Raw genomic sequence first — 25490 nt, forward strand, 5'->3', positions numbered from 1 at the left:
AGGCCCATGTCGTTCTTCAACCGCCACACCGGCCCGGAAGCCGATCCGCTGCTCGGCAAGCCGCCGAGCTTCGGCATCCACCGCTACCTGCAAGGGAGCTCGAACCTCTTCGAGGAAAACCGGCTCCTCAAGTTCGCCATTGTCGGACTGCTCGGGATCACGGTCGTGCTCGCCGCCGCCCAATACTCGAGCGACCAAAACAGGCGCACGGTGATCGTACCCTTCGGGGCCGGCGGCGACCTATACGTGACGGGCAATACACCCTCGCCGACTTACCTGCGCGCAATCACGCGCAACATCGTCGCACTGTCGGGGACTTACTCGGCCTATTCGGCGGACCGGCAGTTCCAGGAACTGCTGAGCATCGCGCACCCATCGGCCTACAATGGAATGCGCGATACCTTCAACGCGCTGATCGACGAGCTCTCGGAGAACCCGACACTCTCGATCGCGACTTACATCCGCTCGGATCAGCCAATCACCTGGACGGCCAGCGAGATCCTCGTGCCGGTCGAGAAGGTGCGCGTCATCGGCGGGGTCATCCGCAAGTTCCGCGGCAATCTTCGCATTGCCTACCTCGTCGACAACGGCCGCTTCTGGCTTGTCCGCCTTTCCGAGGAGAAATTCGATGCCGACGTCCAATAGGGGGGCGCTTGCAGCGGCGCTTTGCGCCCTCGCCGTCTCGTCCTCGCTCTTCATGGCGACGCTCGCAAAGGCGCAAGCGGTCACCGCCCTGCCCGACCAGGTCAGCAACATCCGCCTCTCCAACCGCGACATCAATCACTTGGTGTGCGTCGGGGGCGATATCGAGGACGTGAAGTTCTCGGCCGAGAAAGCCATCGCCGTCGAAAAGGCCGGCTCCGACGCCTGGATCAAGTTCCTGGTCAAGGAGACCGACGACGCCGGCATGGTGACGAGGAGCTACGTCACCGCGCCATCGGAATTCTTCGTCTCCTGTGGCGGCGCGATCTATCCGCTCTACGCTGAGCCCTCGGACATTCCCGCCCAGACCGTCACCTTGACCCCCGGTGCGGGTCAGCGCGCGAAGGCAAACGAGGATCTTCTAGACCCGCTCGCCCCCCGAGGAACGCGCTGTCTCGATCACACTATCGATGCTGCAGGAGCGGATCCCGGCAAGCTTCGCCGACGTCGCGCCCGCACGGCAGCTGATCGCGCTGGCCGGACTGGGCGGTCTTCTCATCCGCGAGCGGCGGCGCGTCGAGATCGAAGGCTCCGGGCTTTCAGCGTCCGAATACAGGATCGACGCCAATGCCGACACCGAGCTCGACGAACGCCGCTTCCTCGACCGGACCTTCGGCACCCGCATCTATGCGGTCAGCCTCGACCGCCTGGCGCTCAAGGCAGGCGAAGCTGCCCGCCTGATCGTCGTGCGCCAGGGAGACACGCAGTGAGCGGCCCCCATGAAACCCGGCACGGCGCCCCAAGCAGCGACGACGCCATGCACGAAGCCGCGGATCTCAGCGACGCCGGCCCCGGCACCCACAATTCGGGCACGCGCAAGTCAGTTACCCGCCCGCCATGGCTAGACAGCCCGGAGGGCGAGTCGCCTGCCAGCGGTCCATTCGATCTCAAGGCGCGGTGGGCGGCTCTAACCTCGCTTCAAAAGCTGCGTGCGCGGCAGGCAGGGATCGCCGCCATCGTCGCCCTGGTCGGCTGGGGCCTCTACGCCGCCTCGACGGCGAACGACGCCCCAGCGCTGCAGGTGCCGACGGCCTCGAAGCTCGACATGGGCGCAGGCCTGCGCGGGGACAGCCTCGAGACCAAGCTGCGCGGCGATCTCAAGAAGGTTCTCGATGGCCAGGACCTGCTCGGCGAGCGCATCACCGCGATCGAGGAAGGCAAGATCGGGCCCGGCACGCACGCTGGATCAGTTGGCGATGCCAGAGACACTGAGGGCGCTCTGCCCTCGGCGCTCCCAGGCAGCGCACCGTCGCTGCCTCCGCCGCCCAGCGACGCCGAAATCGGCGCTTCGGCTGGTTCTATCCCGCCGCCGCCCGTGACGAGCGCACCGCCTGCGCCTCCCGCCCCGCCCGTCGAAAAAACGGTCGGCGCCATCGGTGCTGCCGCGGCGACGCTCGTGCCGGCAAATGGCGAAGGAGCGGGCGCGGCTGCCAAAAAAGAATCGGACGATCTATTTGCCGCCTGGTTTCATGAAGGCCCGGCTCCTGACCGGCGTCGATGCGCTGGCGAGCCGGGATGCGACGTCGAACCCCGAGCCGCTCATCGCCCGCGTCCAGGCCCCCGCCGTGCTGCCCAATGACGTCAAGGCGAACCTCGCCGGCTGCTTCGTCATCGGCAACGCGACGGGAAGCCTCGCCAAGGAGCGAGTCGAGGTCCAGCTCGTCTCACTCTCCTGCATCGACTTCGACGAGCGCTCGGTGGTCGACCAACCGATCAAGGGCTTCTTCGTCGATACCGACGGCAAGAAGGGTCTGTCGGGCCGCGTGGTCACCCGCGCCGGCGCGACCCTCGCCCGTGCATTCATCGCCGGCACCATCTCCGGCATCGGCCAGTCGGTCGAAAACACCTTCGGCGACGTCTCGACCTCGGCGCTCGGCTCGGTGCGCACGCTGGGTCCCGGCGATGCCGCCAAGACCGGGATCGCCGGCGGCTTCTCGCGCTCTTCCGACAAGCTCACCGATTTCTACCTCGACCTCGCCCGACAGGCCGGCCCGATTGTCGAAGTCGGCGCGGCCAAGGAGGTCGTCGTGGTGATCCAGGAGGGCGTCGCCCTCGAGATCAAGCCGACCGCCGGGAGCAAATTCTGATCCGCAACTCCCAAGGACAGGAGATTTCCGCGTGAAGAAGCAGACCACATTCCAACAGCTATTTGCCCTGCCCGCGTTCGCTCTGCCAGCCCTGGGACTTCTTGGGGGCTGCGCCTCGCTCGGCAAGGTCATGTCGCCCTACAGCGAGACCTTCTCGTGCAAGAACAGCGACCATGGCCAGTGCGTCGACCCGGCCCAGGCCCACGACGATGCGGTCGCCGGTGCGCCGTCGCGCTCGAACCCGGCCGTGACGCGCGACAAGGCGCTCATCGGCGGCAATCCGGCCAGCAAAGATAGGCGCGCCAAACGCGCTGGCGCACCCTACGCCGGCTACCGCGACAGCGTCTACCGCGAGCTCCAGGGCCTGATCGACGCCCCCGAGACCCCGATGCTGCGGCAGGGCCGCACGGTGCGCACCCTGATCCTGCCCTACGCCGACCGCGGCCGCCCGGACCGGCTCTATATGCCGCGCTACGTCTATTCGATCCTTGATCGGCCGCAGTGGGTCGTCGGCGACTACCTCGTGAACCCTCCGGCCGAGGCCCCACGGATCCCAGTCCTGCAGCAGGAACGGACACGGAGCGCCGACGATGCCGCAGATACAGGGGAACCTGCTCCGACGCCGGCGGCCGCTGAGGAGAAACTGCCATGAGTGCCTCGGGAAGCTCCCGCGGCGACCAGGGCGGCCTGACAATCGCAGCGCTGCGGCGCTCTGTCGCGCGCGACGCCTATTCGGATTTCCTGCCACTCGTAGCCTGGGACGAGGAGGCGCAGGCCTTTATCACGATCGACGACGGGTGGGGACAGGCCTGGGAGCTCGTGCCCTCCGCCTATCTCTTCGCTCACGTCCACCAGGCGCTGCTCGGGCTTCTCAACATTCATTTTCCCGAAGGCACGGTGCTGCAGCTCCATTCCTTCGCCGATCCGCTGATCAACGACGCGCTCGATGCCTTCCTCGATCTCAAGCGCCGGCCCGATCCGCTGATCCAGGCCTCGGCCCGCCGGACCGCCGAATACCTGCGCGCCGGGACCGCGGGCCTGGATGCCATGCACGGGATTCCCCTGCGCAATTTCCGGCTCCTGCTCTCGATCAAGACGCGTGGGCGCCTCGGCGAGGACCTGCGCCGCCAGGTCGAAGAGCAGCTCGACAAGCTCGGCATCCGACGTCTTCCGCCCGAGGATCTCGTCGCGTTCTACCGCCGCATATTCAACGGCGTTTTCGCCGATGCGCCGGGCGTATTTGCGGACGCTGCCGATGGCCGTCCCGCGCGCGCCATCCGCTGTCCGTCGTCAGAACATTTGGCGCATCTCGCGGCGTAAATTAGCGGAGTGTGGGCCTCGTCTGGGGGTTGATGTTATGCGGCGAGCTTGCGGTGCTGCAAGCGCCGATGTTCGATGGTCTGCCGTTTGATCCTTTCGCGCTGTTTGATGACGGCTGCGGCCCTGCCGAAGTAGGCATCGGCGGGCGTCACGTTGTCCAGGCTCTCGTGGTAGCGCCGGTGATTGTAGTGCTCGACGAAGGCCTCGATCTGGCATTCAAGGTCGCCGGGCAGGAAGTAATTTTCCAGCAGGATGCGGTTCTTCATGGTCTGGTGCCAGCGTTCGATCTTGCCCTGTGTCTGGGGATGGAAGGGCGCGCCGCGCACATGGCTCATGCGCTGGGCTTCGATGTATTCGGCCAGTTCGCTGGCGAGGTAACAGGGTCCATTGTCCGACAGCAGGCGCGGCTTGTGATGGACGTTCACCTGGTCGCAGCCAGAGGTTGCCAGCGCCAGGTCCAGCGTGTCGGTGACGTCCTCGGCCCGCATCGTGGAGCACAGCTTCCAGGCGATGATGTAGCGCGAGTAATCGTCGAGCACGGTCGACAGATACATCCAGCCCCACCCGATGATCTTGAAGTAGGTGAAGTCGGTCTGCCACATCTCGTTCGGGCGGGTGGTCTGGGTGTGGAAGCGATCGGCCGCCTTGATCACCACGTAGGCCGGGCTGGTGATCAGGTCATGGGCTTTGAGCAGCCGGTAAACCGTGGCTTCCGACACGAAGTAGCGCTGCTCGTCGGTGAACCGCACGGCCAGTTCGCGGGGCGACAACTCGGACTGATCCAGCGCCAGTTCGATAATCTTGTCGTGGATCTCGCTGGGGATGCGGTTCCACACCCGGCTCGGTGCCGAGGGCCTATCTTCCAGCGCTTCGGGACCGCCCTCGAGGTAGCGGTCATACCAGCGGCAGAAGGTCCGTCGCGGGATGCCCAGTTGCTCCAGGGTCTTGCGCGCCGACAGGTGGGACTGCTCGACAATCCTGATGATCTCGAGCTTCTCGGATCCGGGATACCTCATGCGTCGTCGCCCCCATCCGCGATCATGCTTTTTTTGAGCAGGCGGTTTTCCAGGGTGAGGTCGGCAACGCATTCCTTCAGGGCGCTGGCTTCCCGGCGTAGATCCTTCACCTCATCGCTGGTGGCGGCACGGGCGGTGTCACCGGCCAGGCGGCGCTTGCCCGCTTCCATGAACTCCTTCGACCAGGTGTAATACAAGCTCTGGGCAATGCCTTCCTTGCGGCACAGCTCGGCGATGCTGTCCTCGCCGCGTAGACCATCCAGCACGATCCGGATCTTGTCTTCCGCCGAAAAGTGCCGCCGGGTTGCGCGTCGGATGTCCTTCACCACCTGCTCCGCAGGCTTCTTGGTGTTCGAGGATTTGGGTCTCATCTTCGTTCCTTCGTCACTACGACGAGACCCAAATCCTCCTTAAATCACAACCTCAAATCTGGGCCATAGGTGCTGACGGCGGACACACGCAGCGCAAGTGGTTCGATCTCGCGACGGTGGCCGAGGAGGATGAAAGGGTGTTCCACGATCCCGCCTTTCGGACTCCAGGCATCACGATCGAGACACGCCTGCACGGAGAAGGCACCGGCGCGTGGCTATATCTTACGCAGTCCGGGGACCTTGTGCAGGACGATAGCCTACTGCTGCCTGATTGGGAGCTCGTACCCTAGCTGGTCCCGCGAGTTCGCCTACGCCCCCATTTCCTTCATGACGTCACATACGCGGTGGCAGCGGATGCTCATTTTCAAAATCGCGTCGAGCAATGCATCGTGGGTTTCGGCCAGGAATTGTCCTTCGCTCGGGCGGGCGCGAACAAGATCGTGAAAAACCAGGATCGCCCAGCGATCCTGCAACTGGGCGCTACGCAGATAGCCGGTCAGCTCGGACAGCCTTGTCGCGTCAAAACCGGCAGCCAAGGCTTTCAGCCTAAACGGATGCCTCCGTGCCCAGGTCAGCGAATTTGGCGGGCCCTCGCTCGTCCGCGCGGAGGCAATATCATTCGCACGTAGAACGGCCTCAAACCGCCGCATTTGCTGGTTCGGCGAACCCGGCCCCAGGTCGGTGACATCGCATGGATAGGCAAAATCTCTACGGCTTGTCGTTCCATCCCAGCGACCAAGCGCGCGGTTCACGGGAGCAAGCTGCGTGCGCCCGTAGGTTCGCCATCCAGTGCCGCGGAGGTCGCAGGGATGGCTGGCGGTGTGATTGGCAAGCTCGTGTCCTTTGGCAGCGAGTTCCTGCCAATCGGCGGCTCGCTCCGCTATGTTCTCGAGGGTGACGTAGAAGGTACCATGGAGGCCGCGGCTATCGAGCGCCGGCCAGGCGATGTCGAGCTGGCTGTCCAGCCCATCGTCGTAGGTAAGGCTCACGACGCCCCCTCGAAAGCTTGAGGCACCAGCGAAGCCCGGGGGAGCGAGGGTGCCTATCAGCAGGGTCAATAGTGCTGTGCGGCGATCAATCATCCAGGCTTTGACTGCTTTCAATCAGATGCCATTTCCTGACCAGTATCAAGAATAGGAGCCGCGGTGGATCAGCCCCGAGCCGCCCAGCCTGCAAAGATCATCCCGCAGGCTACGGATGCCCACATGACAAGAGCGAAAAGGCGCTGTTTCGAAGTGTCAGACATGATGAAATACCCCTCCACGCGCGAGTGACCTCTTGCGGTTGAGTGGTCAATGGCGCGCACATCGATGGACTGCAGTTATGCGCAACAGGCTGAAATTGATCGCGCCTCGCCGCGTCTGCCATTTCAATGCGCCGGCAGCTTCCCACCCGCGCGTGCTTGATCGAGACCAGACGGAATCGCGGCGGCTAGTCCCGCACTGCGACAAGGTGAGTGCGGATCAGCTCAAACCATCGGCTCTCGAACTGCGACCGACCACATGATCCGGTCGCCAAGACTTCACGTCGCCGTCACCATTCTGAGCGTTTCCAAGTCCGAGTTCGCGACATGGAGCGGGCAAGCCCTGAGCCATTCATCACAAAGCTTTTTCAGTCTGTGCCTCGAACCGTCCATGATTACCCCGGCAACCTCATTTCCGAGCGCCCGTTGCAGGCGATGGAGAGTCACCAGGATGCGCCCAGCAAGAGGCAGGAACTCGCTCGCCGGGTTGTTCAGCCGCGTGTGATCGATGAAGTCCGCTAAGAGGGTATAGGTTCGGAGCGAAGGCGCCGCGTCATGCAAATAGGCATCGTCAAGCGCCAAATAGATTTCGAAGAGACGGTCGGGGCCTTCTGCCATCATCCGCTACTAGCCCCCCGGCTAAATGCAGGTCATCTGCAGCGCCCCAGAATATTAACGATCTTGGTTAAGATGGATTTAATGAGGGGCAAACTGGCATATCCCGCCAATTGCCATTCCGGCGATACCTGGAGAAAACCAGGCTGCCTCGCTCGAGGCCAAAGAACTGGACCGGCGAGCAATCCATTGCGGTCGCTCGCCGGTCCAATCGACTAGCACTTCTTGAAGCGGCCCTTGGCGTCGCGGCACGGCGCCTTGCGCGCCGCCGGCGCCGCAGCAGCATGAGCTGCCGGCGTGGCATGAGCGGCCGGATGCGCTGCGGCGACCGCGTGAGTAGCCGCCGGAGCCGGCGCAGCCGCGGACGCCCCGGCACACTTGATGAAGTGTCCCTTGGAATCACGGCAAGCGGCAGCGTTGGCCGCGGCCGGAACCGCCATCATGACGATGACGGATAGTGCGATAGCGAGCTTTTTCATGGGTAGTCATCCCCTTGCTCGCCCTGTCTTCCCCGCCAAGGGGATGCGCCCCGCTCAGCTCGATGGCAATTGGATTTCGGGCCGATATCGCCCGTTCCTCCAGGTACGCCGGGACAAGGACCTCAAATTTAACTCCAGACGCCGCGACGAGTCAGAGGCAGAGCAGCGTTCAAGCCGCGCTCCCGCATTGAAGATCGGCGGGGCCATATGGAGAAATACCATGACCAACCGGCTCAAGTTCCTCACCTGTCTGCTCGCCGCCTCGGCGCTCACCTTGCCGGGACTCGCATCGGCCGCGACCCGCTGGCAGCGCCATCACCCGGCCCGCACAGAAATCAACCACCGCCTCGTGCATCAGGAGCGGCGCATCACGCAGGAGCGCAGGGAGGGCGATATTACCGGCGCCCAGGCTCATGCGCTGCGCGCCGAGGACCATTCCATCCGTCTACAGGAACGCGCCGATGCAGCTGCCGACGGCAATCATGGGCACCTTGACCGCAGCCAGGTAAGATCGCTGAACCAGGAGCTCAACGCCAACAGCAGGGCTATCGGCCACTGACGCCGTCTCTCCGCTTGCTTTAGGCCAGCCCCTCAAGGCGTGCCGCTCCCAGGCGGCACGCCTTTCTCTTCCGTTCAACCGCGCCTACGACGACGGACGATCGGCCCGTGCCACTGGCGGTGAGCCTGATGTTCCCCTCTGACGCCAATCCTCGCCCCGTGTCCGCGGGCTGCAATGTCGGCCTTTTGATCCTGGCGTCCCAGCCGCGCCCCTATGACCGGCTTCTCATCGGCGACGGGCTGATGCTGGCGCGCGCGCTCGCCGCTCATTTCTGCGCGAGGGGCCTTCGCGCCATGTTGGATCCACCAGCGATTCCAGCCGGGATGCTGTGCCAGCCATTGTTGCCGTTCCTGCGGATGCTGGAACAGCCATTGCTGCCTTTCTTGGCGCCGCTCCGCGCGTTCTTGGGCAAACGGTCCGCGATTTGCGGTCTCCTGGTTTGCCTCGGCGCCAGGCGAAGCCGTGTCCGCATTCCTGGCAGGGTTGCCAAGCTCCGCGGCAGGCGGAGGATAGCGCACCGAATGGCGGTGTTCGAGAATGGCCTCCCGTCGCAGTACGCGTGGTCCATAAGGCGAAGCATCACGAACACCGTGCGCCAAGGCAGGCCCCTGCCCTCTGTAGAACGGCCCCGGTCCAACGGGTATTCTCATGCGCAGGAGAGGAGCATTTTCCAATGGAAAGGCCCGCATGAGCCCCCTGCGCGGAAACGGGCCCGGCACGGCAAAAGGAGGCACCATCTCGGCAGTTCGCGCGCCATCTTCCCGCTCGTGCTTCGCTCCTGCCACCGCCTGCGAGCGCCTGATCTCGGGGCCCGCGTGCCGATCGTGACGATGGGGCAATATGCGGTGAAGCACGTGATCCACGGCAGGCACCCTGTGGATCGCATGATGTACGGCCTGGCGAATCGGCTCACCCAGGTAGCCCATGGCCGCCGCCGACACCGAAATCATGCCAGCCGCCAGCAGCCCCGTACCAATCGTCACGGCCTTTGCCCACGAGCGCCGGCGCGGTCGCCTTGCGCCCGGCTTCGGACTACGGGGAGCCCCGCCCTCGGAAATCGGCTGTGCCAAAGCCCTCGCCACCATGCGATCGGCAAAATCGTCCGGCAGGGCGGGAACCACGAAAGCATCGAGCTTGTCGGCGAGACGGGGATCGATCGGCTCAGCCATTGCCGTTCTCCACCAGCAGAGACTGGAGTGCCCTTCGCGCGCGCGCCAGCAGGGATTCGAATGCCCTGACATTCATGCCCAGCATCTCGGCTGCGGAGGCGTTCGACATCTCCTCGTAGTAGGTGAGCACGACGGCCGCCCGTTGCCGTTCCGGCAGAAGGCCCAGAGCGCCAATGACCGCTTGCCGCTTCTCGTCGATCAGAAGCGCCTCGTCGGCCAGCGGTGCTTCGTCGGCGCGCTCGGGTACGGCCTCGTCGCTGATCCGGGCCTTCCTGCGCAGCCGATCGAGGCAAATGTTCGTGGCAACCCGTGCCAGCCACGCCGAGACCGGCGCGCCTTGCGCCCGCCAGTCCGGCGCGACCTTCCATAGTCTCATCAAGGCTTCCTGAGTCACGTCTTCGGCCTCTGCGCCATCGCCCAGCATGCGCCAGGCAATGCGGTGCGGCCGCGCGGCATGGCGTCCAACCAGAACTTTGAACGCCGCCCCATCTCGCTGGGCGACGCGCTGCATCAGCGTATCGTCCTTGGCCTCCTCGGGCGGGGCAAAGAGCTGGCGAGCTTCCATAGTCTGGCTGTCACCCGAACGCACGGCGATGCGAAACCCGCCGCGCGCCGTGCGATTTATTTCGGCGCGCGTTAACTGGCGATTTCAAGGGGATCGATCAGGTCCAGCATAGCGGTAAATTGCGCCCCGCAGGTACTTGCAGCGCGCCCGCAGGACCGCGGTCCACGAGTATCACTCCTCTGCTCGCCTGAGGATTTCTCCCGTAGCGAGGTTGACGAAAGTATCGTCCGGCGCGCGCCTGACGTCCTGGCCATCGAGCAGAAAGTAGAAGCAGGCCCGGCGCTGCCGTTTGGCGGCCGGATTCGCGCTATCATTCTCGTCCATCTCGACCACGGTCAGCAGCGCGCCTCTTTCATCGCGCACCCTATGCCGGGCAGCCTCATGCCACACGTTTCGCGCCCCGCATTACATCCATTTTGGATATAATGGACGCCGCGGATGGTCATTTTCCGCAGTGATCGTGAGTTTGTCGGCACCGGCTTGACGGTGCACTAAATGTGTTGTGGCGCGCCTGGACCTGGTTCAGTCTTCCCCGCAGCAGGTTGCGCGAAGGGGCGGATGATCATGGGAACACGGCGAGCGGGCTTCGCGCTGACATGGGCAGTAGCGCTAACGCTATGCCTGGCCGGCTGCGGGGCCAACGATGCGCAACAGGGCGCGGAATTCTCCAAATTTCTTCAGGCCCGGGTCCTGGACAAGCCAGGCGTCCACGTTCCCCAACTCACCGACGATGAGCGGGCGAGTTTCGGACATTACGCGGAACAATATGCGGTCATTACAGACTTCAATAAAGCGATGGACCAGAGCGTGTCGCCCAAACTGACTGCAGCCATGCAAGCTGGCTCAATCACATCGATCGGCGATCTTTCGACGCGCTTGGCACAGTTGAAGGAAGCGAAGGCCGGGATCAATGCGATGGAAAGCGCGCTAGGCGAGCACGTCGCTAGGGCCGATGCGGCGCACGCAAAGCTCGAACAGCCAGCCGATCTAAAACCTGTCTACGATAAAACCTATGACCGGCTCGTTACGCAGCCAGCCGCCGCCTTCAAAAGCATTGCTCCGGTGATGAACAAGGTATTGGATCAGGCGATCGATCTCGGGACCTACATTGACCAGCACCAGGCCAGCGTGCGGATTTCAGGACCGATGATAGAGACCAGCGATCCTGCAGTGCGATCCGCAATCAACGAGAAGTTGCAAACCCTGCAGACCAATCAGCAAGCGGTTCAGGCTGCCCAGGCTCGGCTCCGCTCGGTCGTCTACGGTAGCTAGCACTGAAAAAGCGCGCGCTCCACGGCGACAAAGCGCCGCCCATTGCCTTGGTGAATAGATGACCGCTTTCGCGCGGCGAAACCAGCGGCGCGACAGCCACGTCAGCCAGACTAGTGCATCCAATCCGCGAAGTTTCTCCGCCGATGGTGGAGCGACTAGATCGCCAGAATTGTCAAAACGATCGGTTTGCCATCGGCATTGGTCCATTCCTGAACAAACACTCGCTTACCGGGGTTTTGCGCGCGCGTCTCGGCACCAGCCTCTTCCCGCTCTTGTAATGTCAGCCTGCGACGTTGATTCATTATGCCTCCCACGAGTATCCCACAAATGCGGGCCTCAGACCTTTGATAGGCGCATTGGCAGGTTTGGATAGCTTGGCCGCAGATAGCGGTGGGTAAATTGAACGGTGGACCGCCTTTGGAAGTCTGCATTGATCCGGGAACGGCCAGGATGTCGGCAAGATATTACCTCGCAGTGACGAGAGAGACGTGAGACTGTCGATAGAAAGCCAGCGAGGCGGTATGTTTTCGTGCTGCCATCCAATGTCTTTCGGGAATTAGTCGTGGCGGAAGAAGACAAGAAATCGCTGACGAGGCAGCAACGACGCCTTCTTCGAAGGATTTACAACGGCAGAATGGCCCCCATCTTCGCCGATGGGAAGCCGTTCCTGAGTTTCAAGGATGCGAGCCAATATCTCCTTTCTATCGCCCCTGAGGCGCGCGCGGCCGCCTATCTCGAGATGAAGAACCAGGCTTAATAGGATGTTCAGTGCACGAGGCCAAGAATTCGGCCTGGGGCCGGAACTCTTGACCTGGGCCTTCCCTTTTCGTGGGATAGCGCCTACATGCTTGGCACGCCTTTGCGGCACGTTTGTCGCAATCCTGTCTGGCGGTGTCTCTTTACAATCAGATATCCATTTGATTGGTTTTCCTGAGACAGGAAATCGATCGCCTGCCTGGACGCTGCGACAGCCCGGCATGAGCGGTTCAAGGTACATATATGCTCGTCAGCACGGCGCCCTTCGTTGCGACTTCGCTCACCCCCGCTAATCTCGTTCGCTCCGTCACCAACTCTCTTCCCGATACCCCCACCGCGATCGTCTATTGCGAGGGCAATTTCGGCGAGATCGACGGCAAGACCGCAAACGGCCTCGTCAGGCATTCGGAAAAGTACAGCATCCTGTCGGTGATCGACAGCCGGAAGGTCGGCGCGGATACCGGCATGATCCTTGATTCTGTGCCCAATGGCATCCCGATCTGTCGTGACCTCGCCGACGCGGTAGCGAAGGCTTCGGGAATTCCGAGTGCCTTCATCTACGGCGCTGCACCGATCACCGGGATGTTGTCGCCCGAAGAACGCGGCATCGTTCTCGAGGCGATGGCGCTGGGCATGAACATCGTGAATGGCCTCCACGAGTTTCTGAGCGAAGATCCCGAGTTCGTCGCCGCCGCCGCCGCCGGCGGCGTCACCATTGTCGATATCCGCAAACCCCGCGACAAGAAGCACCTGCGGCTGTTCACGGGCCGCATCAACGACATCGCCTGCCCGCGGATTGCGGTGCTCGGGACCGATTGCGCGATAGGCAAGCGAACCACCGCCACCATCCTTGCCCGCGCACTCAACGAGCGCGGCATCAAGGCGGTCATGATCGGCACCGGCCAGACGGGCCTCATTCAAGGCGCACGCTACGGGCTCGCGCTCGATGCTGTTCCTTCGCAGTTCTGCGCTGGCGAACTCGAAGCGACAATCCTCGATGCCTATGAAAACGAAGATCCCGACATCATCATCGTCGAAGGCCAGGGCGCTCTTAGCCACCCCGCCTTTTCGACCTCGTCGTTCATCCTGCGTGGCAGCGTTCCCGACGGGGTCATCCTCCAGCATGCCCCGGCGCGCCAGCATCGCTGCGACTTCCCAATGATGGCGATGCCGGAGCCCGCCAGGGAAATCTCGCTCATCGAGAATTTTGCCGAGACCCGGGTGATTGGCCTGACGATCAACCACGAAAACATGAGCCCGGCCAAAATCGAGATCGCGATCAATCGCTACGAAAAGGAACTTGGTATCCCGGTCACCGATGCGCTGGCGCGCTCGCCTGACGAGCTCGTCGCCATGGTGCTGGCCGCCTTCCCCCAAATCGCGCGCGAGTGCATTGCCGCCGCCGCGTGAGCGCGCCGCGGCTTGAGATCGATCTCGCGAAGATTTCCGCCAACGCCCGCGCTCTGGTCGAAAGGCTGAAGGAGCGGGGCATTGCCGTCACGGGCGTCACCAAGGCAGCGCTCGGCTGTCCGGTGATCGCCTCGGCACTGCTCGATGCCGGGGTAAGCGGCATCGGCGATTCGCGTATCGAGAACATCGAGCGGATGCGCGCCGCGCTTGGCGAAGGTCCGCGGATGACGCTGCTGCGATCGCCTATGCTCAGCCAGGTCGAACGCGTGGTGCGCAGCGCCGACATCAGCTTCAACACCGAACTGGCGGTCGTAAGAGCGCTTTCTGATGCTGCGAGACTGACCCACCGCACGCACGGTGTGGTGTTGATGGTCGAGCTTGGCGATTTGCGCGAAGGCATCATGCCTGAAGCATTGCTCGCCACTGCCCGCGAGGTCGCGGCGATGCCCAATATCGTCCTCAAGGGTATCGGCACCAATCTGGCCTGCTTGAGCGGTACCGCTCCCGATGCCGTCAACATGGGCACGCTGTCGTTTCTCGCCCGATCTGTCGAACAGGCACTCGGCCTTACGCTCGAGATCGTGTCAGGCGGCAATTCGGCAAATATCGACTGGGTCTTTGGGCAGGAAGATCACGGCCGCATCAACGATCTGCGGCTTGGCGAGGCAATCCTGTTGGGCCGGGAAACGCTCACCCGCAAACCTATCGAAGGCCTCTATCTCGATGCCTTCAGGCTCGTCGCCGAGGTCATCGAGGCGAAGGTCAAGCCGAGCAAGCCCTGGGGCGTGATCGCGCAGAATGCTTTTGGCGAAGCTGTGCCCATCGCCGATCGCGGGGAGATTTCTCAGGTCATCGTCGCCGTGGGCCGGCAGGACTGCGACCCAGCCGGCCTCGAGTGTCCCGCCGGCGTGACGATACTGGGAGCGAGCAGCGATCATCTTGTGATCGAGACGGATGGCCGCGTACCGCTCATCGGCAGCGAGATTGCGTTCGGGATCAACTATTCTGCATTGCTACGCACCATGACCTCGCCCTTTGTCGAGAAGGCTGTGATAGCGGGCATCTCGCGTTCGGAGGCGGCCGGGGATCTGCGGCAAGCGCGTATACTCTCGGAGGCGCGCCTGCGATCGCAGGCCGACACATGACGCACGCGTCCACGAACCCGGGATGATTGACGATCGAGTCATATTGACATGGGCGGCCGGCACCGCGGTCAGTGCTGTCTGTCTCATCCAGGGTTTGCGGCGAGGAACCGCCGGAAGCTCGATGACCCGGATGCGCAGTCCGGGATGGTTTTGGGCTTCGATGCTTTTCTTCGCCTGTTGTACAGCCGTCTCCGGCTATCGCGCCGTCTCGGGGCTTCTGGCGTGAGGACGCCTGGACTGACGGGCAACCAAGCGTCGGTGTCGAGATCGCCAGATTTCACTCAACTCAGGATTCCCGGCCGATGAATGATACCGCAGATATTCGGGTGGGCGACATCGTCTCCTGGGAAGGGCCGGACGCCCACGAAGTAATTTCCGTCAGCGGGCTCGCGGATCAATTTCCCATCCGTGTCGAAGTGCGCTGCGTTCGTGCCGCGCCGGGCTACCTCCAGGCTGGACAGGAAATGCCCGAACCGCCGTGGGCACAAATCGGCGACATCAACTGGCTCGGCTCCGACGATGTCGATTTGATTTCAAGAGGACAGACAGCTCGTCTCGACTGATTGCGCTGTTGCCAATTACCCAAGCCCTCCGCGCACGAAGCGCCGTCGCTCGACTTTTAGACCCGCGGCGGCGGGGGTTTGTTTGCTAACCCGCGCGCAGGTGGAACTTCCGTCACCTGGCTGGCGGGACCGGAAGCGAAAGGTCACTCCCGGTCCCGCCTCTCGGTCAGCGGCGCTTCTTCGAAGCGGCGATCTCACTGGTCTGCATCGCGCTCACCAGGACATTGCCCGAACCTTCGAAGTTTGCCGCAGGCAAGGTCACAGGACCGCGCGCTGTATTCACCACCAGCGTTCGCACGGCCCCGGCGCGATCGGTTGCAACGGACTTGACGCTGCCGACGGTCTGTCCGGCGCGGTCGCGCACCATCATACCGCGAGAGACCGCGAAATGGCCGGCCCTGGAGGCAGCAGCGCTACCGCGAGCCGCGAGCATCGAAGCATGGCCGGTCGCGGTCTGAGCGGTGGCAGTCGTCGTCTGGCGGACATTGCCGACGCCATCCCGGACGGCGTCAGTGCCGACGAGCTGGGCATTGGCGCCTCCCCCGACCGTCTGGTTCACCGAGCTGGTGCTGTGCCCTGTCGTATTCGCAATCGTGCTATCGACAGCTGTCGAGTTGCTGCCCGTCGTCGATCCGCTGGCGCTCGCGGATCCGCGGCGGCGATCGACCGAAGCGCTGCCACGCGTCGCGGCATCGGTCGAAGTGCCTACCGAACCTGTGGTTCGGCCAATGTCCGTTCCCAGGGTGCCGCCAACACTGCTTCCCGCGCCGCCGACGACGCCGCCAGCTCCGCCCAGAATTTGCGCCGATGCGGGAAGCGCGAGGGCCAGTGTAGCCGCGCTTGCGAGGATAATCGTCTTCATGATCTTCTCCCATATTCTTCAGCGGCAGATTGCCGTGCGGGGTAAGAACGAGCGAGAAGAGCAAAAGCATCCCAGCTATTTTCGAAAGTTCGGTCTCACATCCGGATTCGGGCGGGAAATATTTCTGCTCGCCGTGATATATGGCCGGCCGCCTCCGATCTTGATTTCATTTTCCTCGGCGCTGGCGAAAGGCGGAACAGCGAGCGAGCGATTTTCGATCACTCGCTGCAACGTGATCCTCGGCGATGAGATCCCGGTTCGGCGCAGGACCGCAGACAGCCAGAAGCGATCGGTCTCCCGCGTCATGAATAGAAGTCGGCTCCTGGGGCGCGAACAATCAGAGACGAATTGCCGTAAGGCTGGGAAAAGAAGACATGATGCATCGGAGCAACAGTCGAAAGATTTTGAAATCGCTTTGGAACGGTTCGTAACTAGCTCCCCTTATTGGGATGACGGGCGGCATCACAGCGTTCGGCACCAGGGGGCCCTAAAAGTGAGACGCAAATTTATGTACGGGAGTGCAGCAGTCGGCCTTACCGGAGCGGCATTGATCGCGACGGCAGCGTTGACCGCTGACTACTGTAGCAGGTGGAATCCGCTGAGCTGCCACGGCCCAGACCCAACCTTGATGAAGTACGCAAGATAGGTGGTCGCATGACAGCTGAGGCGTCGATGCCGGGAGTGACCTAGATGATCGTTCGCCTGTTCGTGCCCCAAAGTCGTGAGCCCAACGAAGGGCCCGTGTTCAGCGCCAGCGATCACAATTTCCCGGTGCTCCCGCAAGTCGGCCACGCCCTTCGCTTCACGGATGAGCGCAAAGATAAAGACTTCTCGGTCTCAAGAGTCGGCTTCGTCCAGGACGCAGACGCGTTCATTGCCGCAGTTTGGCTTGAAGGTCCCGACACGCAGCCGCCAAAATCGGGAGAAAAGCCCGTTCCGCAGGCTCGCAATGAGTACCGCGATCTCAACCACGACGTACCGCCTGAGAGCATGACGGGATATTGAGCTGCCGCTTGGCGACTACTTGGATCCTCAGTCATGGCGAACCAGGACCGATTTTTAGGGTAGCTTCGACGGGGCGAAGAAAATGATATTTCGATCGGAGGGCGGGTCCGAACCGCCCTCCTCTTCGATCCTTCAGTCAGCGTCTTCCTCTTCGACGGCTTCGTCGCCATCGTTCAGCGGTCGCTCCTCGTCGGACAGCGGTTCGCCGTCCTCATCCAGCTCTTCAAGACCGTCTTCGTCTTCCTCGGGCAGTATCTCTTCGTCGTCCGAATAGCCGCCTTCGTACTCGCGAGGATCACCCATCATTTTGCTCCAGTGCGGCTGCATGCCGGCGATCACAAACGCCTCGCGCCTTTCGATGGTTTCGAGCGCGGCCTGTCAGTGACCGCGCCCCAAAGGCAAGTAGGCTGGCTTTTCTAGCACGGGCCGACCGGCGAGCGCGGGATACCCGCGCCCGCCGGTGGCTTCGCATCAGGGCATCATCACCGTGTCGATGACGTGAATGACCCCGTTCGACTGCATGACGTTGGCAATCGTGATCATGCCGCGGTCGCCCTTTCCGTCCATGATCGCCCAGCCGCTACCGGACCGCGTGAACATGAGGTTTTCGCCCTGCACAGTCTTGTATGTCGCGGTGCCATGGTGGGCCCGCGCGTTGGCGGCGATCATCTGGGCCGTGATCCGGCCTGGCACCACATGATAGGTGAGGATGCCTGACAGCGTGGCCTTGTTCTCGGGCTTCACGAGGGTATCGACTGTTCCCGCCGGCAGCTTGGCGAAGGCCGCGTTGGTGGGCGCGAAGACCGTGAAGGGTCCCGGGCTCGACAGCGTGCCAGCGAGACCGGCAGCCTGGACCGCGGCAACCAGGGTGGTGTGATCCTTCGAATTGACCGCGTTTTCGACGATGTTCTTTGCGGGATACATGGCGGCGCCGCCGACCATCGGGTTGGCGGCCTGCGCAGCTCCACTGATCGAGGTCAGAGCGAGAGCGCCGGCGAGAACTGTCTGGCGAATGGTAGGCATCGTAATTCTCCTGCTTCGCGGCCTGCCAAAGAGGCGCCACGCAGGAGCTACGGAGCGCCTCGGCTCAGGGATGCGTCAGACGGAAATAAAGGTGCCGATCGCCTGAATTGGCCCCGTGGGCTTGCCGACAGGCGATCCGCCTTGGGGCTCGCTGGAAATGGCAAGCTTAGTACCGGGAACCATTGCGCGCCTGTCAGCTGCTGCGACCGCTACGATCGCCCGGTCCCCAGTCGCCAGAAGGCCCAGCGAATGGGGTACGCCGTCATGCCCGATCATCCATAGCTCTGCGCTGCGCCCCGGCACCGCAAGCCCGGCGCTCGCAATGCGGATCTCTCCCCGGCCGCGATCATAGATGGCTGCTATCGGCGATCCCTTCCCGCCCCGATCGAGCGTGGCGACGAGTGCCGCGCCCGAGCCGGCTGGCACGACCGGGGCCTCGGGTCGGAGCAGTACCGCCGCCACCAACGACGCGGCCAGGGCCGCCGTCACCGCCGGCCACACCCATTTGCCTCGTCGCCGAGGCCATAGAGCCGTTTCAATTTTGTCCAGCACTCGTGCCGGCGGTTCCACCGACAATACTTCAGACGACATCGTCTCGAATTGGGCACGCCAATCCTCCACCTCCCGGGCAAAGCCAGGGTCGGCGAGCTGCCGCCGGATCGCCGCAGCGCGCTCTTCGCCCTCGAGCAGGCCGAGCGCCAGTTCGGCAGCGGTCATGTCCTGATCGTGCTCAGTCGGCACCGAGGCAATCCTTTAGCTGTAGCAGCCCTCGCCTGACCCAGCTCTTGATCGTGCCCAGCGGCGTCGCCATTCGCTCGGCAAGATCTGCGTATGTGACGCCCTCGAAGAACGCCGTGCGAATAGCATCGCGCTGCCTTTCCTCGAGTGCGTCGAGGCAAAGATGAAGCCGGCGATCGGCTTGGCCAAGCAGCATCGCATCGATCGCCGATGGAGCGGCGTCGGGAACATCCAGAGCCTCCTCGACGGGCGCCGAGGGACGAGCGCCGGCCGCGCGCTGCCAATCGATTGCACGATTGCGCGCGATCGCGGCGAGCCAGCTGATCGGGCTTGCCCGTCCTGGTTCGAAGCCGCTCGCGCGCTTCCAGATGGTGATATAAACGTCCTGCAAGACATCCTCTGCGCTCTGCCTGTCGCCGCAGATACGGATGCAGATCCCGAATAGTTTCGCCGAGGTCAGCTGATAGACGCGGCGGAATGCCGGGCGATCCTCCTGGCCCGTCGCCACAAGCGCCTGGGCGAGCTCCGCGCGGGCAGCAGCAAGCTCAGTCGTCCCGAACTTGGCGGCGCGCCTTTCAGACATGGACATCGGCACCCTGTAAACGCACGCTAGAGCCCCACTTTCTCGAGTGCAGAAGCAAGCTCCGCATCCATCGCGCCAGCGGACCTGGGTGAAAGCCGGTTGAGGACGGTCTCGAGCCTCTTCTGCGCGATCTGCAGCGTCTTATGGCGTACTTCGCGGGTGGCATTGGTGCGCCAGGACCTGCTCTCTCCCAGGAGCGCCGCCCACTTTGCTTCCTCGGCAGCCAGGGCCGTCAGCGCAAGCCGCAGTCCGTCTCGTTGCCCTCGCGCATAGTCCTCGGATATCGGCTTACCCTGGGTCATTGTTCCGCGGCCTTACAGTGCACTGACGTCCATCCGCTAAACCCCGCAGCATCGCGTTTGCTTCGCAAAGCGAGCCGCCCGACCCTTGTCTTCTCGGAGAGACCGGAGACGAACACTTTCGCCTCCGGTATAGGTCCGCCCCGATAAGCCCTCAGGGGTGGTCGTCGCGAAGGTGACCGCCGAATGCAGCGGCGACGCAGGCGATGAACGCGCCGACGATGAGCGAAATGCCTGTGAAGATCGCGAACTTCGAGGCGACCTCGCGGGCGCCCTCGGCCGCTTCCCGGCTGATCGCAGCTTCCACTGGCACAGCCGCGCTGGCCGCAAGCGAGCTGCTGATGAGGGCGATGCCGGCGACCGCTGTCGTTGCGAGAGACCAGGTGAGGAGGCCGTGGACGGTATCGCGAAAGAAGACTTCGTCGGTGTGCAGGCTGTTCCACCGGGTCCTGGTTCGGCCGGCGACATAGCCGCCGAACAGCGAGGCTATCCACTGCGTGACAACGAGCCATATCCCCGCGGCGATCGTGAAGGTTTCTGGTTTAGGGCCCATGCCGGGCCAGAGTGACACTGCGATGAGCCCGAAACCCGATCCGAGCGAAAGGAGGATGAGACTGATGCCGGAGGCAACGATGGCCCCTGCCCATACTGCGGACCAGGCCACCGCAGAGGTGTTCTGATCCATCTCAGCCCCGGCAGGATAGAGGACTGTGTCTAACGGCCGATAAGAATGCGTAGCCATGATGATTACACTCCATCCAAATGGAAGAGACCCGCGCGATCAGAAGTGATGCGTGCAGAAGGCCAAGAGGAGGATAAGTGGAAGCGGCACGCCTATGGCCCAAAGCAGGATTGAACGCATCGTCGTCTCCCATGCACGCCCTGTGGCATGCAAACGGAGCAGCAGGTCCGTTGTTCCGCAATTGCGCTTGATTGAAAAGGAAGCCAACCACGCCCTCTGCGAAGCGTGGCCCCTATCCTTCGGCGATTTGATGTGAGAATTGCGCCTGCTCTGCGCAGGAAATTCAGGCGAGCCCGCGCGGCTCAGCCGCCGGGCGCCGGGCGCCGGCCTATTCGACCGAGACGACGATGCGCGCGATCCGCTCCCTGAGCTCGCTCTCCGCAACGATCTCGATCGCCTGTCCAGCATCTCGAAGCTCTTCGGCCCGCCGATGGGCAGGACTTGCGTGAAAGTAACGCCCGAACGGCTGATCTGAACTGACGACAAGCATGGTTGAAGTCGTCCCGACGGAAGCGACCACCCGGGCGCCCATCGCCGCCAACCAATGGCCCAGGGCTCGATCGCGCGCCGCGCCAAGGATCGCGATGCGCTCGCCTTTGAGCGGTCCGTCCGGAGCCGGCTTCGGGGCGCGTCCACCCTTGGGGTTAACCGGCGTCAGCCAGGCTGCGAGATCGATGCCTGTATGGTCGATGGCTTTGACAATCACCATCCCGGCGGCCCGGGCGTCGCTCAACGCGTCGTGGTGCTTGTGGCGCAGCCCAAGGTAACGGCTCAGCGCATTGAGCCGGTGGCTTGAAAGCTCGGGCCACGCGCGTTTGGCGACGCGAACACTGTCGAGCCAGGTCGTCTCGATATGAGGCTGGTCGTGGACGTGGCAGGCAGCAGCGAGGGCGCCCTTGTCGAAGAGTGAATGGGCGACGGTGATCCGGCCGGACAGATGCCCGTTCACGATTCCATGGATTTGTGCGTAGGTCGGCTGACCGGCCACGTGATCGCAGCTTATGCCGTGAATACCCGTGTTGAACGGCGAGAATTCGTCGCAAGGGTCGACCAGCGTCTCGTAGGCGAAAACCTCGGCTCCGTTGCGGAAGCCGACGATGCCGATCTGGCAGATGCTGCTGACGCGCGAACAGGCTGTCTCTACGTCGACAACGACGAAATCGGGACCGCTGTCTGTATCGGCCTCGGCAGCGGACATGTCTGCCGGAATTGGTGGCATCGCGATCATCCCATGGAACATACCCTGTCCGGCGCATTGAAACAGCGCCAGCGCAGGGACAACCCTCAACCGATATGCCCTCGAAGAGGATTTGCCCTCGAAGACGGGGCCCGGATCTTCATCACCCGAGCCGGGTGATCATGAGCGAGACCCATGTTACCGCCAGCGCTGCAGCGCCTCTTTGATCAGCGTGACGTGACGTTCTCGCCCGAAGCTCGGATCGTGTCCTGCATGAACGATCCGCACAGGAAGCTCGAGCAGGCGCTCGGGCGAGCGGACATAGGCCGGGATGCTCGAATGGTGGAGCGTGTCGATGAGCGGACCATCATAGAGCGCGTCTCCAGAAAACAGCATGCCGGTCTCCGCTTCGAACAGGCCGATTGACCCCGGAGAATGGCCAGGAAGATGGAGGACCTCGAAACGGCGATCTCCGATATCGACCACGTCGCCGTCTTCGACGGCTTCCACGTTGGCCGCTGGCCGAAGGCGGAAGGCTCGAAGATCGAATTGCGCCGATGGCAGGGCGTCGATGATCGGGCCCTCGATGGCATAGCCGAGCACCTCCGGAAACCGCAGGCTGGCCATTTCGAAGGGATCGAAATCCTCCCCTGCGAGCGTGAAGTCACCGCAGCAGGTGCGCAGCCCTTCCGCCTCGCAGCTGTGCACGATGCAGTGGTCGAATTCGTAGTGACCGCCAATATGGTCGATGTGGGTGTGCGTGGCGACGGCCGTAACCGGCTTATCGAGGATCTCGCGCGCGAACTCGCGCAGGTTGGCAACGCCAAGGCCCGTGTCTACCATAAGGTCCCGGTGGCGGCCTCGGACGTGCCAGATGTTACAGCGGAGCAGAGCCGGGACATGCGGCTCCCAGATGTGGGTAACGCCGTCCGCCAGCCTGGCGAGCTCGAACCATCGATCCGCGACCGTGAACGTCACTTGCTGCTCCGCTTAGGTGTGCGCCGGCAAACATTTCAGGCGCCCAAGAAGCGCCGGCAAGCCCACCTTCTTTTTACACAGCCCATTGGCCGCCGCCAGCATAGGCGGCGGACGGCATTCGAAGGAACTCCCGCAGATGCTCGAAGATACCGCAAGCCATGGCAACCGGCGCAAGCAAGCAGCGTTCTTCCCGGGTGGGCCGCGGCATTTTGTAGAGGCGAAAATGGGAACTCAAGCGGGTCGATATCAACCGGGCCACGGCCGCGGAACTCGACGCTGTTCCGTGCCTGAAGGGACACGGCTTCGAAATCGTGCGCTACCGCGAGGAACGAGGCCGCTTTGCGCAGGTGCGCCAGCTCGACGAAGTCCCGGGGCTCTCGGGCAAAGTCGAACCGGACGCAGGCCTCATCGCCGGAGCCCTTTGAACTCACCCTTGGCTTGCTTGCGAATGCCTTGATGACAGATCACCAAGCGACCAACTGGCAACCTTGGATGGTCGATCGCCTCCACGGCTCCGCCGGCCGCTGGTGAGCAGTTTACCCCCTCGGTCCACATCAGAAGCTAGCCCAGTCCAGCTCCGCATCGTCGAGCGCCTCGAACACATCGCCGTCTGCGCCCATCTGCTGAAGCCGTTTGCGGACCTCCTCCGGTCCGCCGCGCCTGGGAAAATCCCTGTCGGCCTTCGCTGCCTTGGCGAGATCACCTATCCATCCCTTGCGATCCCTTTGCCCGAGCAACCACTCCGCGAATGGCTGGCGAGGTTCAGGTTCAGGCGCCGGGGCAAGGTCCTCGAACTGCCCCATGACCAGCGGCAATTCTTCCGGAAGCGGCACCGGCTCGATACCTGATGCAAAATCGAACTGTACCTGCGGCTCACCTCCGATCTCTACAGCGACGGTGAGCGATTTGGCCTGCGGCGGGCGGTCCATTCCATGTCTCCTCAGCGAATCGGAGACCGAACGTAAGCCGAGAGCAGGACACCGTCATTATGTTTGTTCTATTTATGTTCCACGGAAGCGCCGTTATCGGAGCCGGAATGCAAACCTAGAGCAAGTGCTCGGCAACGAACTCACTCCAAGCGTAACCCCAGCGGATCGACGCTGTGATCAAAGTTGGGAGAACCGTGCGCCGTCACTTCGACTCCGAGCTGTTTCAGCTGGCGCGCGGTGGGGGGAAACAACAAGCCAAGCAACTACCTGGAGCAACGATTCCAACTCGAAGTCTTCTTCAGCCGTTGCCCCTCGATCGCGCGCGCCTTGGGACGTGAATGTATGGCCGGTTTCAGGGAAACCAAATGAGAATCCGAACGGCAGCAATGTCGAAGGGTTTCGGGCGCCGTCAGGCGTACTAAACCCTGACGTGTACGACCCGCGGAGCCGCAGGCGCTGGGCTATGGGGATTTAGGATTCCGGTGCAGCTCGCAAGCGGATGGCCGCGAGCCTGGCCGTATTGTCCAGCCACCAGAAGGCCGATCACGGCCCGGCCGCAAAGGCGCGATCAATGGGCCGACCCACCTTTTGATGGCCCTTTCTGGAAGAGAGTGGCGCATCGGACGAGCCGCATGCTCCCCTGCGATGCGGCTTTGGCAGGGATGGATTGCGTGCAGGCCATGCCGGGTCATGGCGTGGTCTCCCGGATGGGCAATGCTATCGTCGGTGGCGCTCTGGGCTGCTGCCAGCGCTGGAAGGCCTCGATGATGATCATGTGTCCGCCGCAGCATGGGCATGGCGGGCGCTGATCGGGCGGCTCGTCCGGGCTGGGCTCTTCCGTGCTCGCGGGAACGCAGAGAAGCTCGCGGGCACGAGCGATGCTGGCCTTGCGGGTAGAGCCGGCGAGCAGGCCGTAGTGCCGGATGCGGTGGAAGCCGCGCGGCAGGACGTGGAGCAGGAACCGCCGGATAAACTCGTCGGCGGGAAGCGTCATGACGCGCTGGCGCTCTGGTCCCTCGCGGCGATAGTCCTTGTAGCCGAACGTGACGCCGCGCTCGTCGAACGCGATCAGGCGGCGGTTCGAGATCGCCACGCGGTGGGTATAGCGGGATAGATAGGCGAGCACGGCCTGAGGCCCGGCGAACGGCGGCTTGGCGTAGACCACCCAGCGCTTCTTCCGGACCGGGGAGAGGTGGCGAAGGAAGGCTCGCCGGTCGGTCAGGCGCGCCCTCTCGCCGAAGAACGCGAGCCGGCGGGCGTCGTGCAGCTGGATCAGACGGGTGACGAAGATCCTGCGGAACAGCGCGCCGAGCACGCGCACCGGCAGGAGGAACGCCGGTCGCGACGATATCCAGCGTGCGCCATCCGGCGCGATACCGCCGCCCGGAACGATCATGTGCACGTGCGGATGGTGCGTCATCGCCGAGCCCCAGGTATGGAGCACCGCGGTGATGCCGATGCGCGCGCCGAGGTGCTTGGGGTCGGCGGCGATGGTCAGCATCGTCTCCGACGCCGCCCGGAACAGCAGATCGTAGACCACCGCCTTGTTCTGCCAGGCGATGTCGGCGATCTCGGCGGGCAGCGTGAAGACAACGTGGAAGTAGCCGACCGGGAGCAGGTCGGCCTCACGCTCGACCAGCCAGGTTCGCGCCGCCGCGCCCTGGCACTTGGGGCAGTGCCGGTTGCGGCAGCTGTTGTAGGCGATCCGCCAGTGCCCGCAGTCCTCGCAGGCTTCGACGTGACCGCCCAGCGCAGCGGTGCGGCATTTCTCGATCGCCGTCATCACCTTGAGCTGCATGAGGCCCAGATGCCCGGCATGGGCGGCCCGGTAGCCGGGACCAGCAGCGCGGAAGATGTCGGCGACCTCGAGCGAGGTGCGCAA

30 protein-coding genes and 3 pseudogenes are annotated in these 25490 nt (G+C 63.3%); 14 read left to right on the forward strand and 19 right to left on the reverse strand.

Annotated elements, in window-relative coordinates:
• Window positions 1–6: 6 nt before the first annotated feature.
• The 5 genes and pseudogenes from KRR38_RS08575 to KRR38_RS08595 form a co-directional block, all read left to right on the forward strand.
• Window positions 7–645: a type IV conjugative transfer system protein TraE gene (locus KRR38_RS08575; protein ID WP_217400562.1), complete on the forward strand. Its 639-nt coding sequence runs from the start codon at window positions 7–9 to the stop codon at window positions 643–645.
• Window positions 646–697: 52 nt separating this feature from the next.
• Window positions 698–1412, forward strand: a pseudogene (locus tag KRR38_RS08580) (type-F conjugative transfer system secretin TraK).
• A gap of 47 nt (window positions 1413–1459) precedes the next feature.
• A pseudogene (locus KRR38_RS08585) lies at window positions 1460–2789 on the forward strand (TraB/VirB10 family protein).
• A gap of 31 nt (window positions 2790–2820) precedes the next feature.
• Window positions 2821–3441, forward strand: a complete 621-nt coding sequence (locus KRR38_RS08590) for a TraV family lipoprotein (protein WP_375293414.1) — start codon at window positions 2821–2823, stop codon at window positions 3439–3441.
• Window positions 3438–4067, forward strand: a pseudogene (locus KRR38_RS08595) (TraC family protein); the annotation flags it as partial. The gene KRR38_RS08590 and the pseudogene KRR38_RS08595, both read left to right, overlap by 4 nt.
• A gap of 77 nt (window positions 4068–4144) precedes the next feature.
• Here KRR38_RS08595 and KRR38_RS08600 read toward each other — a convergent pair.
• The 4 genes from KRR38_RS08600 to KRR38_RS08615 form a co-directional block, all read right to left on the reverse strand.
• Window positions 4145–5496 (reverse strand): IS3 family transposase gene (locus KRR38_RS08600; protein WP_217400566.1). Its coding sequence is split into 2 segments (ribosomal slippage): window positions 4145–5160 and window positions 5160–5496, totalling 1353 coding nucleotides; the frame shifts between segments, so codons are not numbered across the junction.
• Between the two features lie 308 nt (window positions 5497–5804).
• Window positions 5805–6578, reverse strand: a complete 774-nt coding sequence (locus KRR38_RS08605) for a polysaccharide deacetylase family protein (RefSeq protein ID WP_217400569.1) — start codon at window positions 6576–6578, stop codon at window positions 5805–5807.
• Window positions 6579–7018: 440 nt separating this feature from the next.
• Window positions 7019–7360 (reverse strand): hypothetical protein, encoded by a 342-nt coding sequence (locus KRR38_RS08610; protein ID WP_217400571.1) that lies wholly within the window; start codon window positions 7358–7360, stop codon window positions 7019–7021.
• A 209-nt stretch (window positions 7361–7569) separates the two neighbouring features.
• Complete coding sequence (locus KRR38_RS08615; RefSeq protein ID WP_217400573.1) at window positions 7570–7833, reverse strand: hypothetical protein; 264 nt, start codon at window positions 7831–7833, stop codon at window positions 7570–7572.
• A 220-nt stretch (window positions 7834–8053) separates the two neighbouring features.
• Between KRR38_RS08615 and KRR38_RS08620 the strand changes: the two genes are divergently transcribed.
• Window positions 8054–8392 (forward strand): hypothetical protein, encoded by a 339-nt coding sequence (locus KRR38_RS08620; protein WP_217400575.1) that lies wholly within the window; start codon window positions 8054–8056, stop codon window positions 8390–8392.
• A gap of 74 nt (window positions 8393–8466) precedes the next feature.
• Here the strand turns inward: KRR38_RS08620 and KRR38_RS08625 are convergent, their stop codons facing one another.
• The 3 genes from KRR38_RS08625 to KRR38_RS08635 all read right to left on the reverse strand — a co-directional run bounded on the left by KRR38_RS08625 (window position 8467) and on the right by KRR38_RS08635 (window position 10489).
• Window positions 8467–9561 carry a hypothetical protein gene (locus KRR38_RS08625; protein WP_217400577.1) on the reverse strand — a complete coding sequence of 365 codons (1095 nt, stop codon included), beginning with the start codon at window positions 9559–9561 and terminating at the stop codon, window positions 8467–8469.
• Window positions 9554–10126, reverse strand: a complete 573-nt coding sequence (locus tag KRR38_RS08630) for an RNA polymerase sigma factor (protein ID WP_217400579.1) — start codon at window positions 10124–10126, stop codon at window positions 9554–9556. The genes KRR38_RS08625 and KRR38_RS08630 overlap by 8 nt, the downstream gene beginning before the upstream one ends.
• 171 nt (window positions 10127–10297) lie before the next feature.
• Complete coding sequence (locus KRR38_RS08635) at window positions 10298–10489, reverse strand: hypothetical protein (protein ID WP_217400580.1); 192 nt, start codon at window positions 10487–10489, stop codon at window positions 10298–10300.
• Window positions 10490–10684: 195 nt separating this feature from the next.
• Here KRR38_RS08635 and KRR38_RS08640 point away from each other — a divergent pair, with 195 nt between their 5' ends.
• A complete protein-coding gene (locus tag KRR38_RS08640; protein ID WP_217400582.1) occupies window positions 10685–11398 on the forward strand; it encodes a DUF3053 family protein in 714 nt (237 codons plus the stop codon).
• A 155-nt stretch (window positions 11399–11553) separates the two neighbouring features.
• On the opposite strand, the gene KRR38_RS08645 is transcribed toward KRR38_RS08640, so the two are convergent.
• Complete coding sequence (locus KRR38_RS08645) at window positions 11554–11700, reverse strand: hypothetical protein (protein ID WP_217400584.1); 147 nt, start codon at window positions 11698–11700, stop codon at window positions 11554–11556.
• Window positions 11701–11960: 260 nt separating this feature from the next.
• Between KRR38_RS08645 and KRR38_RS08650 the strand changes: the two genes are divergently transcribed.
• The 4 genes from KRR38_RS08650 (at window position 11961) to KRR38_RS08665 (ending at window position 15272) form a co-directional block, all read left to right on the forward strand.
• Window positions 11961–12155, forward strand: a complete 195-nt coding sequence (locus tag KRR38_RS08650) for a hypothetical protein (RefSeq protein ID WP_217400586.1) — start codon at window positions 11961–11963, stop codon at window positions 12153–12155.
• 242 nt (window positions 12156–12397) lie between these two features.
• The gene (locus KRR38_RS08655) at window positions 12398–13564 is read left to right on the forward strand and encodes a DUF1611 domain-containing protein (RefSeq protein ID WP_217400588.1); all 1167 of its coding nucleotides are present in this window, start codon (window positions 12398–12400) and stop codon (window positions 13562–13564) included.
• Window positions 13561–14709, forward strand: coding sequence for an alanine/ornithine racemase family PLP-dependent enzyme (locus tag KRR38_RS08660; protein WP_217400590.1), 1149 nt, complete (start codon window positions 13561–13563; stop codon window positions 14707–14709). Before KRR38_RS08655 ends, KRR38_RS08660 begins: the two co-directional genes overlap by 4 nt.
• Before the next feature lie 302 nt (window positions 14710–15011).
• A complete protein-coding gene (locus KRR38_RS08665; RefSeq protein WP_217400592.1) occupies window positions 15012–15272 on the forward strand; it encodes a hypothetical protein in 261 nt (86 codons plus the stop codon).
• A gap of 166 nt (window positions 15273–15438) precedes the next feature.
• Here KRR38_RS08665 and KRR38_RS08670 read toward each other — a convergent pair whose 3' ends face one another.
• The gene (locus KRR38_RS08670) at window positions 15439–16134 is read right to left on the reverse strand and encodes a hypothetical protein (RefSeq protein ID WP_217400594.1); all 696 of its coding nucleotides are present in this window, start codon (window positions 16132–16134) and stop codon (window positions 15439–15441) included.
• On the opposite strand from KRR38_RS08670, the gene KRR38_RS08675 reads away from it, so the two are divergent.
• Entirely contained in the window at window positions 16133–16780 is a 648-nt protein-coding gene (locus KRR38_RS08675; RefSeq protein ID WP_217400596.1) for a hypothetical protein, read from the forward strand. The genes KRR38_RS08670 and KRR38_RS08675 overlap by 2 nt on opposite strands.
• Window positions 16781–16824: 44 nt before the next feature.
• On the forward strand, window positions 16825–17139 hold the full coding sequence (locus KRR38_RS08680) for a hypothetical protein (protein ID WP_217400598.1): 315 nt from the start codon (window positions 16825–16827) through the stop codon (window positions 17137–17139).
• 132 nt (window positions 17140–17271) lie between these two features.
• On the opposite strand, the gene KRR38_RS08685 is transcribed toward KRR38_RS08680, so the two are convergent.
• The 8 genes from KRR38_RS08685 to KRR38_RS08720 all read right to left on the reverse strand — a co-directional run bounded on the left by KRR38_RS08685 (window position 17272) and on the right by KRR38_RS08720 (window position 22679).
• Complete coding sequence (locus tag KRR38_RS08685; protein WP_217400600.1) at window positions 17272–17478, reverse strand: hypothetical protein; 207 nt, start codon at window positions 17476–17478, stop codon at window positions 17272–17274.
• Window positions 17479–17610: 132 nt separating this feature from the next.
• Window positions 17611–18162 (reverse strand): fasciclin domain-containing protein, encoded by a 552-nt coding sequence (locus tag KRR38_RS08690; protein WP_217400602.1) that lies wholly within the window; start codon window positions 18160–18162, stop codon window positions 17611–17613.
• Between the two features lie 75 nt (window positions 18163–18237).
• Window positions 18238–18879, reverse strand: a complete 642-nt coding sequence (locus KRR38_RS08695; protein WP_217400603.1) for an anti-sigma factor domain-containing protein — start codon at window positions 18877–18879, stop codon at window positions 18238–18240.
• Between the two features lie 13 nt (window positions 18880–18892).
• A complete protein-coding gene (locus tag KRR38_RS08700) occupies window positions 18893–19483 on the reverse strand; it encodes a sigma-70 family RNA polymerase sigma factor (protein WP_217400605.1) in 591 nt (196 codons plus the stop codon).
• Window positions 19484–19509: 26 nt separating this feature from the next.
• Entirely contained in the window at window positions 19510–19785 is a 276-nt protein-coding gene (locus KRR38_RS08705; protein WP_254514699.1) for a hypothetical protein, read from the reverse strand.
• A 151-nt stretch (window positions 19786–19936) separates the two neighbouring features.
• Window positions 19937–20524 carry a hypothetical protein gene (locus tag KRR38_RS08710; RefSeq protein WP_217400607.1) on the reverse strand — a complete coding sequence of 196 codons (588 nt, stop codon included), beginning with the start codon at window positions 20522–20524 and terminating at the stop codon, window positions 19937–19939.
• Window positions 20525–20852: 328 nt separating this feature from the next.
• Window positions 20853–21764, reverse strand: a complete 912-nt coding sequence (locus tag KRR38_RS08715; protein ID WP_309141000.1) for an exonuclease domain-containing protein — start codon at window positions 21762–21764, stop codon at window positions 20853–20855.
• Between the two features lie 135 nt (window positions 21765–21899).
• Window positions 21900–22679, reverse strand: a complete 780-nt coding sequence (locus tag KRR38_RS08720; RefSeq protein WP_217400609.1) for an MBL fold metallo-hydrolase — start codon at window positions 22677–22679, stop codon at window positions 21900–21902.
• Window positions 22680–22924: 245 nt separating this feature from the next.
• Between KRR38_RS08720 and KRR38_RS08725 the strand changes: the two genes are divergently transcribed.
• On the forward strand, window positions 22925–23104 hold the full coding sequence (locus tag KRR38_RS08725; RefSeq protein ID WP_217407175.1) for a helix-hairpin-helix domain-containing protein: 180 nt from the start codon (window positions 22925–22927) through the stop codon (window positions 23102–23104).
• Window positions 23105–23233: 129 nt separating this feature from the next.
• On the opposite strand, the gene KRR38_RS35895 is transcribed toward KRR38_RS08725, so the two are convergent.
• The gene (locus tag KRR38_RS35895) at window positions 23234–23608 is read right to left on the reverse strand and encodes a sterile alpha motif-like domain-containing protein (protein ID WP_254514700.1); all 375 of its coding nucleotides are present in this window, start codon (window positions 23606–23608) and stop codon (window positions 23234–23236) included.
• A 688-nt stretch (window positions 23609–24296) separates the two neighbouring features.
• Window positions 24297–25490 (reverse strand): IS91 family transposase, encoded by a 1194-nt coding sequence (locus KRR38_RS08735; protein WP_217400611.1) that lies wholly within the window; start codon window positions 25488–25490, stop codon window positions 24297–24299.

It is taken from the genome of Novosphingobium sp. G106 (assembly GCF_019075875.1).
Taxonomy (GTDB): Bacteria; Pseudomonadota; Alphaproteobacteria; order Sphingomonadales; family Sphingomonadaceae; genus Novosphingobium.

Excerpts from the sequence above, each read along its gene's own strand:
- KRR38_RS08625 (WP_217400577.1), bottom strand. The coding sequence starts at position 9,561 with ATGGCTGAGCCGATCGATCCCCGTCTCGCCGACAAGCTCGATGCTTTC.
- KRR38_RS08695 (WP_217400603.1), bottom strand. The coding sequence starts at position 18,879 with ATGACCGCTGCCGAACTGGCGCTCGGCCTGCTCGAGGGCGAAGAGCGC.
- KRR38_RS35895 (WP_254514700.1), bottom strand. The coding sequence starts at position 23,608 with ATGGACCGCCCGCCGCAGGCCAAATCGCTCACCGTCGCTGTAGAGATC.
- KRR38_RS08665 (WP_217400592.1), top strand. The coding sequence starts at position 15,012 with ATGAATGATACCGCAGATATTCGGGTGGGCGACATCGTCTCCTGGGAA.
- KRR38_RS08680 (WP_217400598.1), top strand. The coding sequence starts at position 16,825 with ATGATCGTTCGCCTGTTCGTGCCCCAAAGTCGTGAGCCCAACGAAGGG.
- KRR38_RS08620 (WP_217400575.1), top strand. The coding sequence starts at position 8,054 with ATGACCAACCGGCTCAAGTTCCTCACCTGTCTGCTCGCCGCCTCGGCG.
- KRR38_RS08710 (WP_217400607.1), bottom strand. The coding sequence starts at position 20,524 with ATGGCTACGCATTCTTATCGGCCGTTAGACACAGTCCTCTATCCTGCC.
- KRR38_RS08605 (WP_217400569.1), bottom strand. The coding sequence starts at position 6,578 with ATGATTGATCGCCGCACAGCACTATTGACCCTGCTGATAGGCACCCTC.
- KRR38_RS08630 (WP_217400579.1), bottom strand. The coding sequence starts at position 10,126 with ATGGAAGCTCGCCAGCTCTTTGCCCCGCCCGAGGAGGCCAAGGACGAT.
- KRR38_RS08670 (WP_217400594.1), bottom strand. The coding sequence starts at position 16,134 with ATGAAGACGATTATCCTCGCAAGCGCGGCTACACTGGCCCTCGCGCTT.
- KRR38_RS08705 (WP_254514699.1), bottom strand. The coding sequence starts at position 19,785 with ATGACCCAGGGTAAGCCGATATCCGAGGACTATGCGCGAGGGCAACGA.
- KRR38_RS08675 (WP_217400596.1), top strand. The coding sequence starts at position 16,133 with ATGATCTTCTCCCATATTCTTCAGCGGCAGATTGCCGTGCGGGGTAAG.
- KRR38_RS08690 (WP_217400602.1), bottom strand. The coding sequence starts at position 18,162 with ATGCCTACCATTCGCCAGACAGTTCTCGCCGGCGCTCTCGCTCTGACC.
- KRR38_RS08610 (WP_217400571.1), bottom strand. The coding sequence starts at position 7,360 with ATGATGGCAGAAGGCCCCGACCGTCTCTTCGAAATCTATTTGGCGCTT.
- KRR38_RS08655 (WP_217400588.1), top strand. The coding sequence starts at position 12,398 with ATGCTCGTCAGCACGGCGCCCTTCGTTGCGACTTCGCTCACCCCCGCT.
- KRR38_RS08715 (WP_309141000.1), bottom strand. The coding sequence starts at position 21,764 with ATGTTCCATGGGATGATCGCGATGCCACCAATTCCGGCAGACATGTCC.
- KRR38_RS08640 (WP_217400582.1), top strand. The coding sequence starts at position 10,685 with ATGATCATGGGAACACGGCGAGCGGGCTTCGCGCTGACATGGGCAGTA.
- KRR38_RS08645 (WP_217400584.1), bottom strand. The coding sequence starts at position 11,700 with ATGAATCAACGTCGCAGGCTGACATTACAAGAGCGGGAAGAGGCTGGT.
- KRR38_RS08700 (WP_217400605.1), bottom strand. The coding sequence starts at position 19,483 with ATGTCTGAAAGGCGCGCCGCCAAGTTCGGGACGACTGAGCTTGCTGCT.
- KRR38_RS08615 (WP_217400573.1), bottom strand. The coding sequence starts at position 7,833 with ATGAAAAAGCTCGCTATCGCACTATCCGTCATCGTCATGATGGCGGTT.
- KRR38_RS08575 (WP_217400562.1), top strand. The coding sequence starts at position 7 with ATGTCGTTCTTCAACCGCCACACCGGCCCGGAAGCCGATCCGCTGCTC.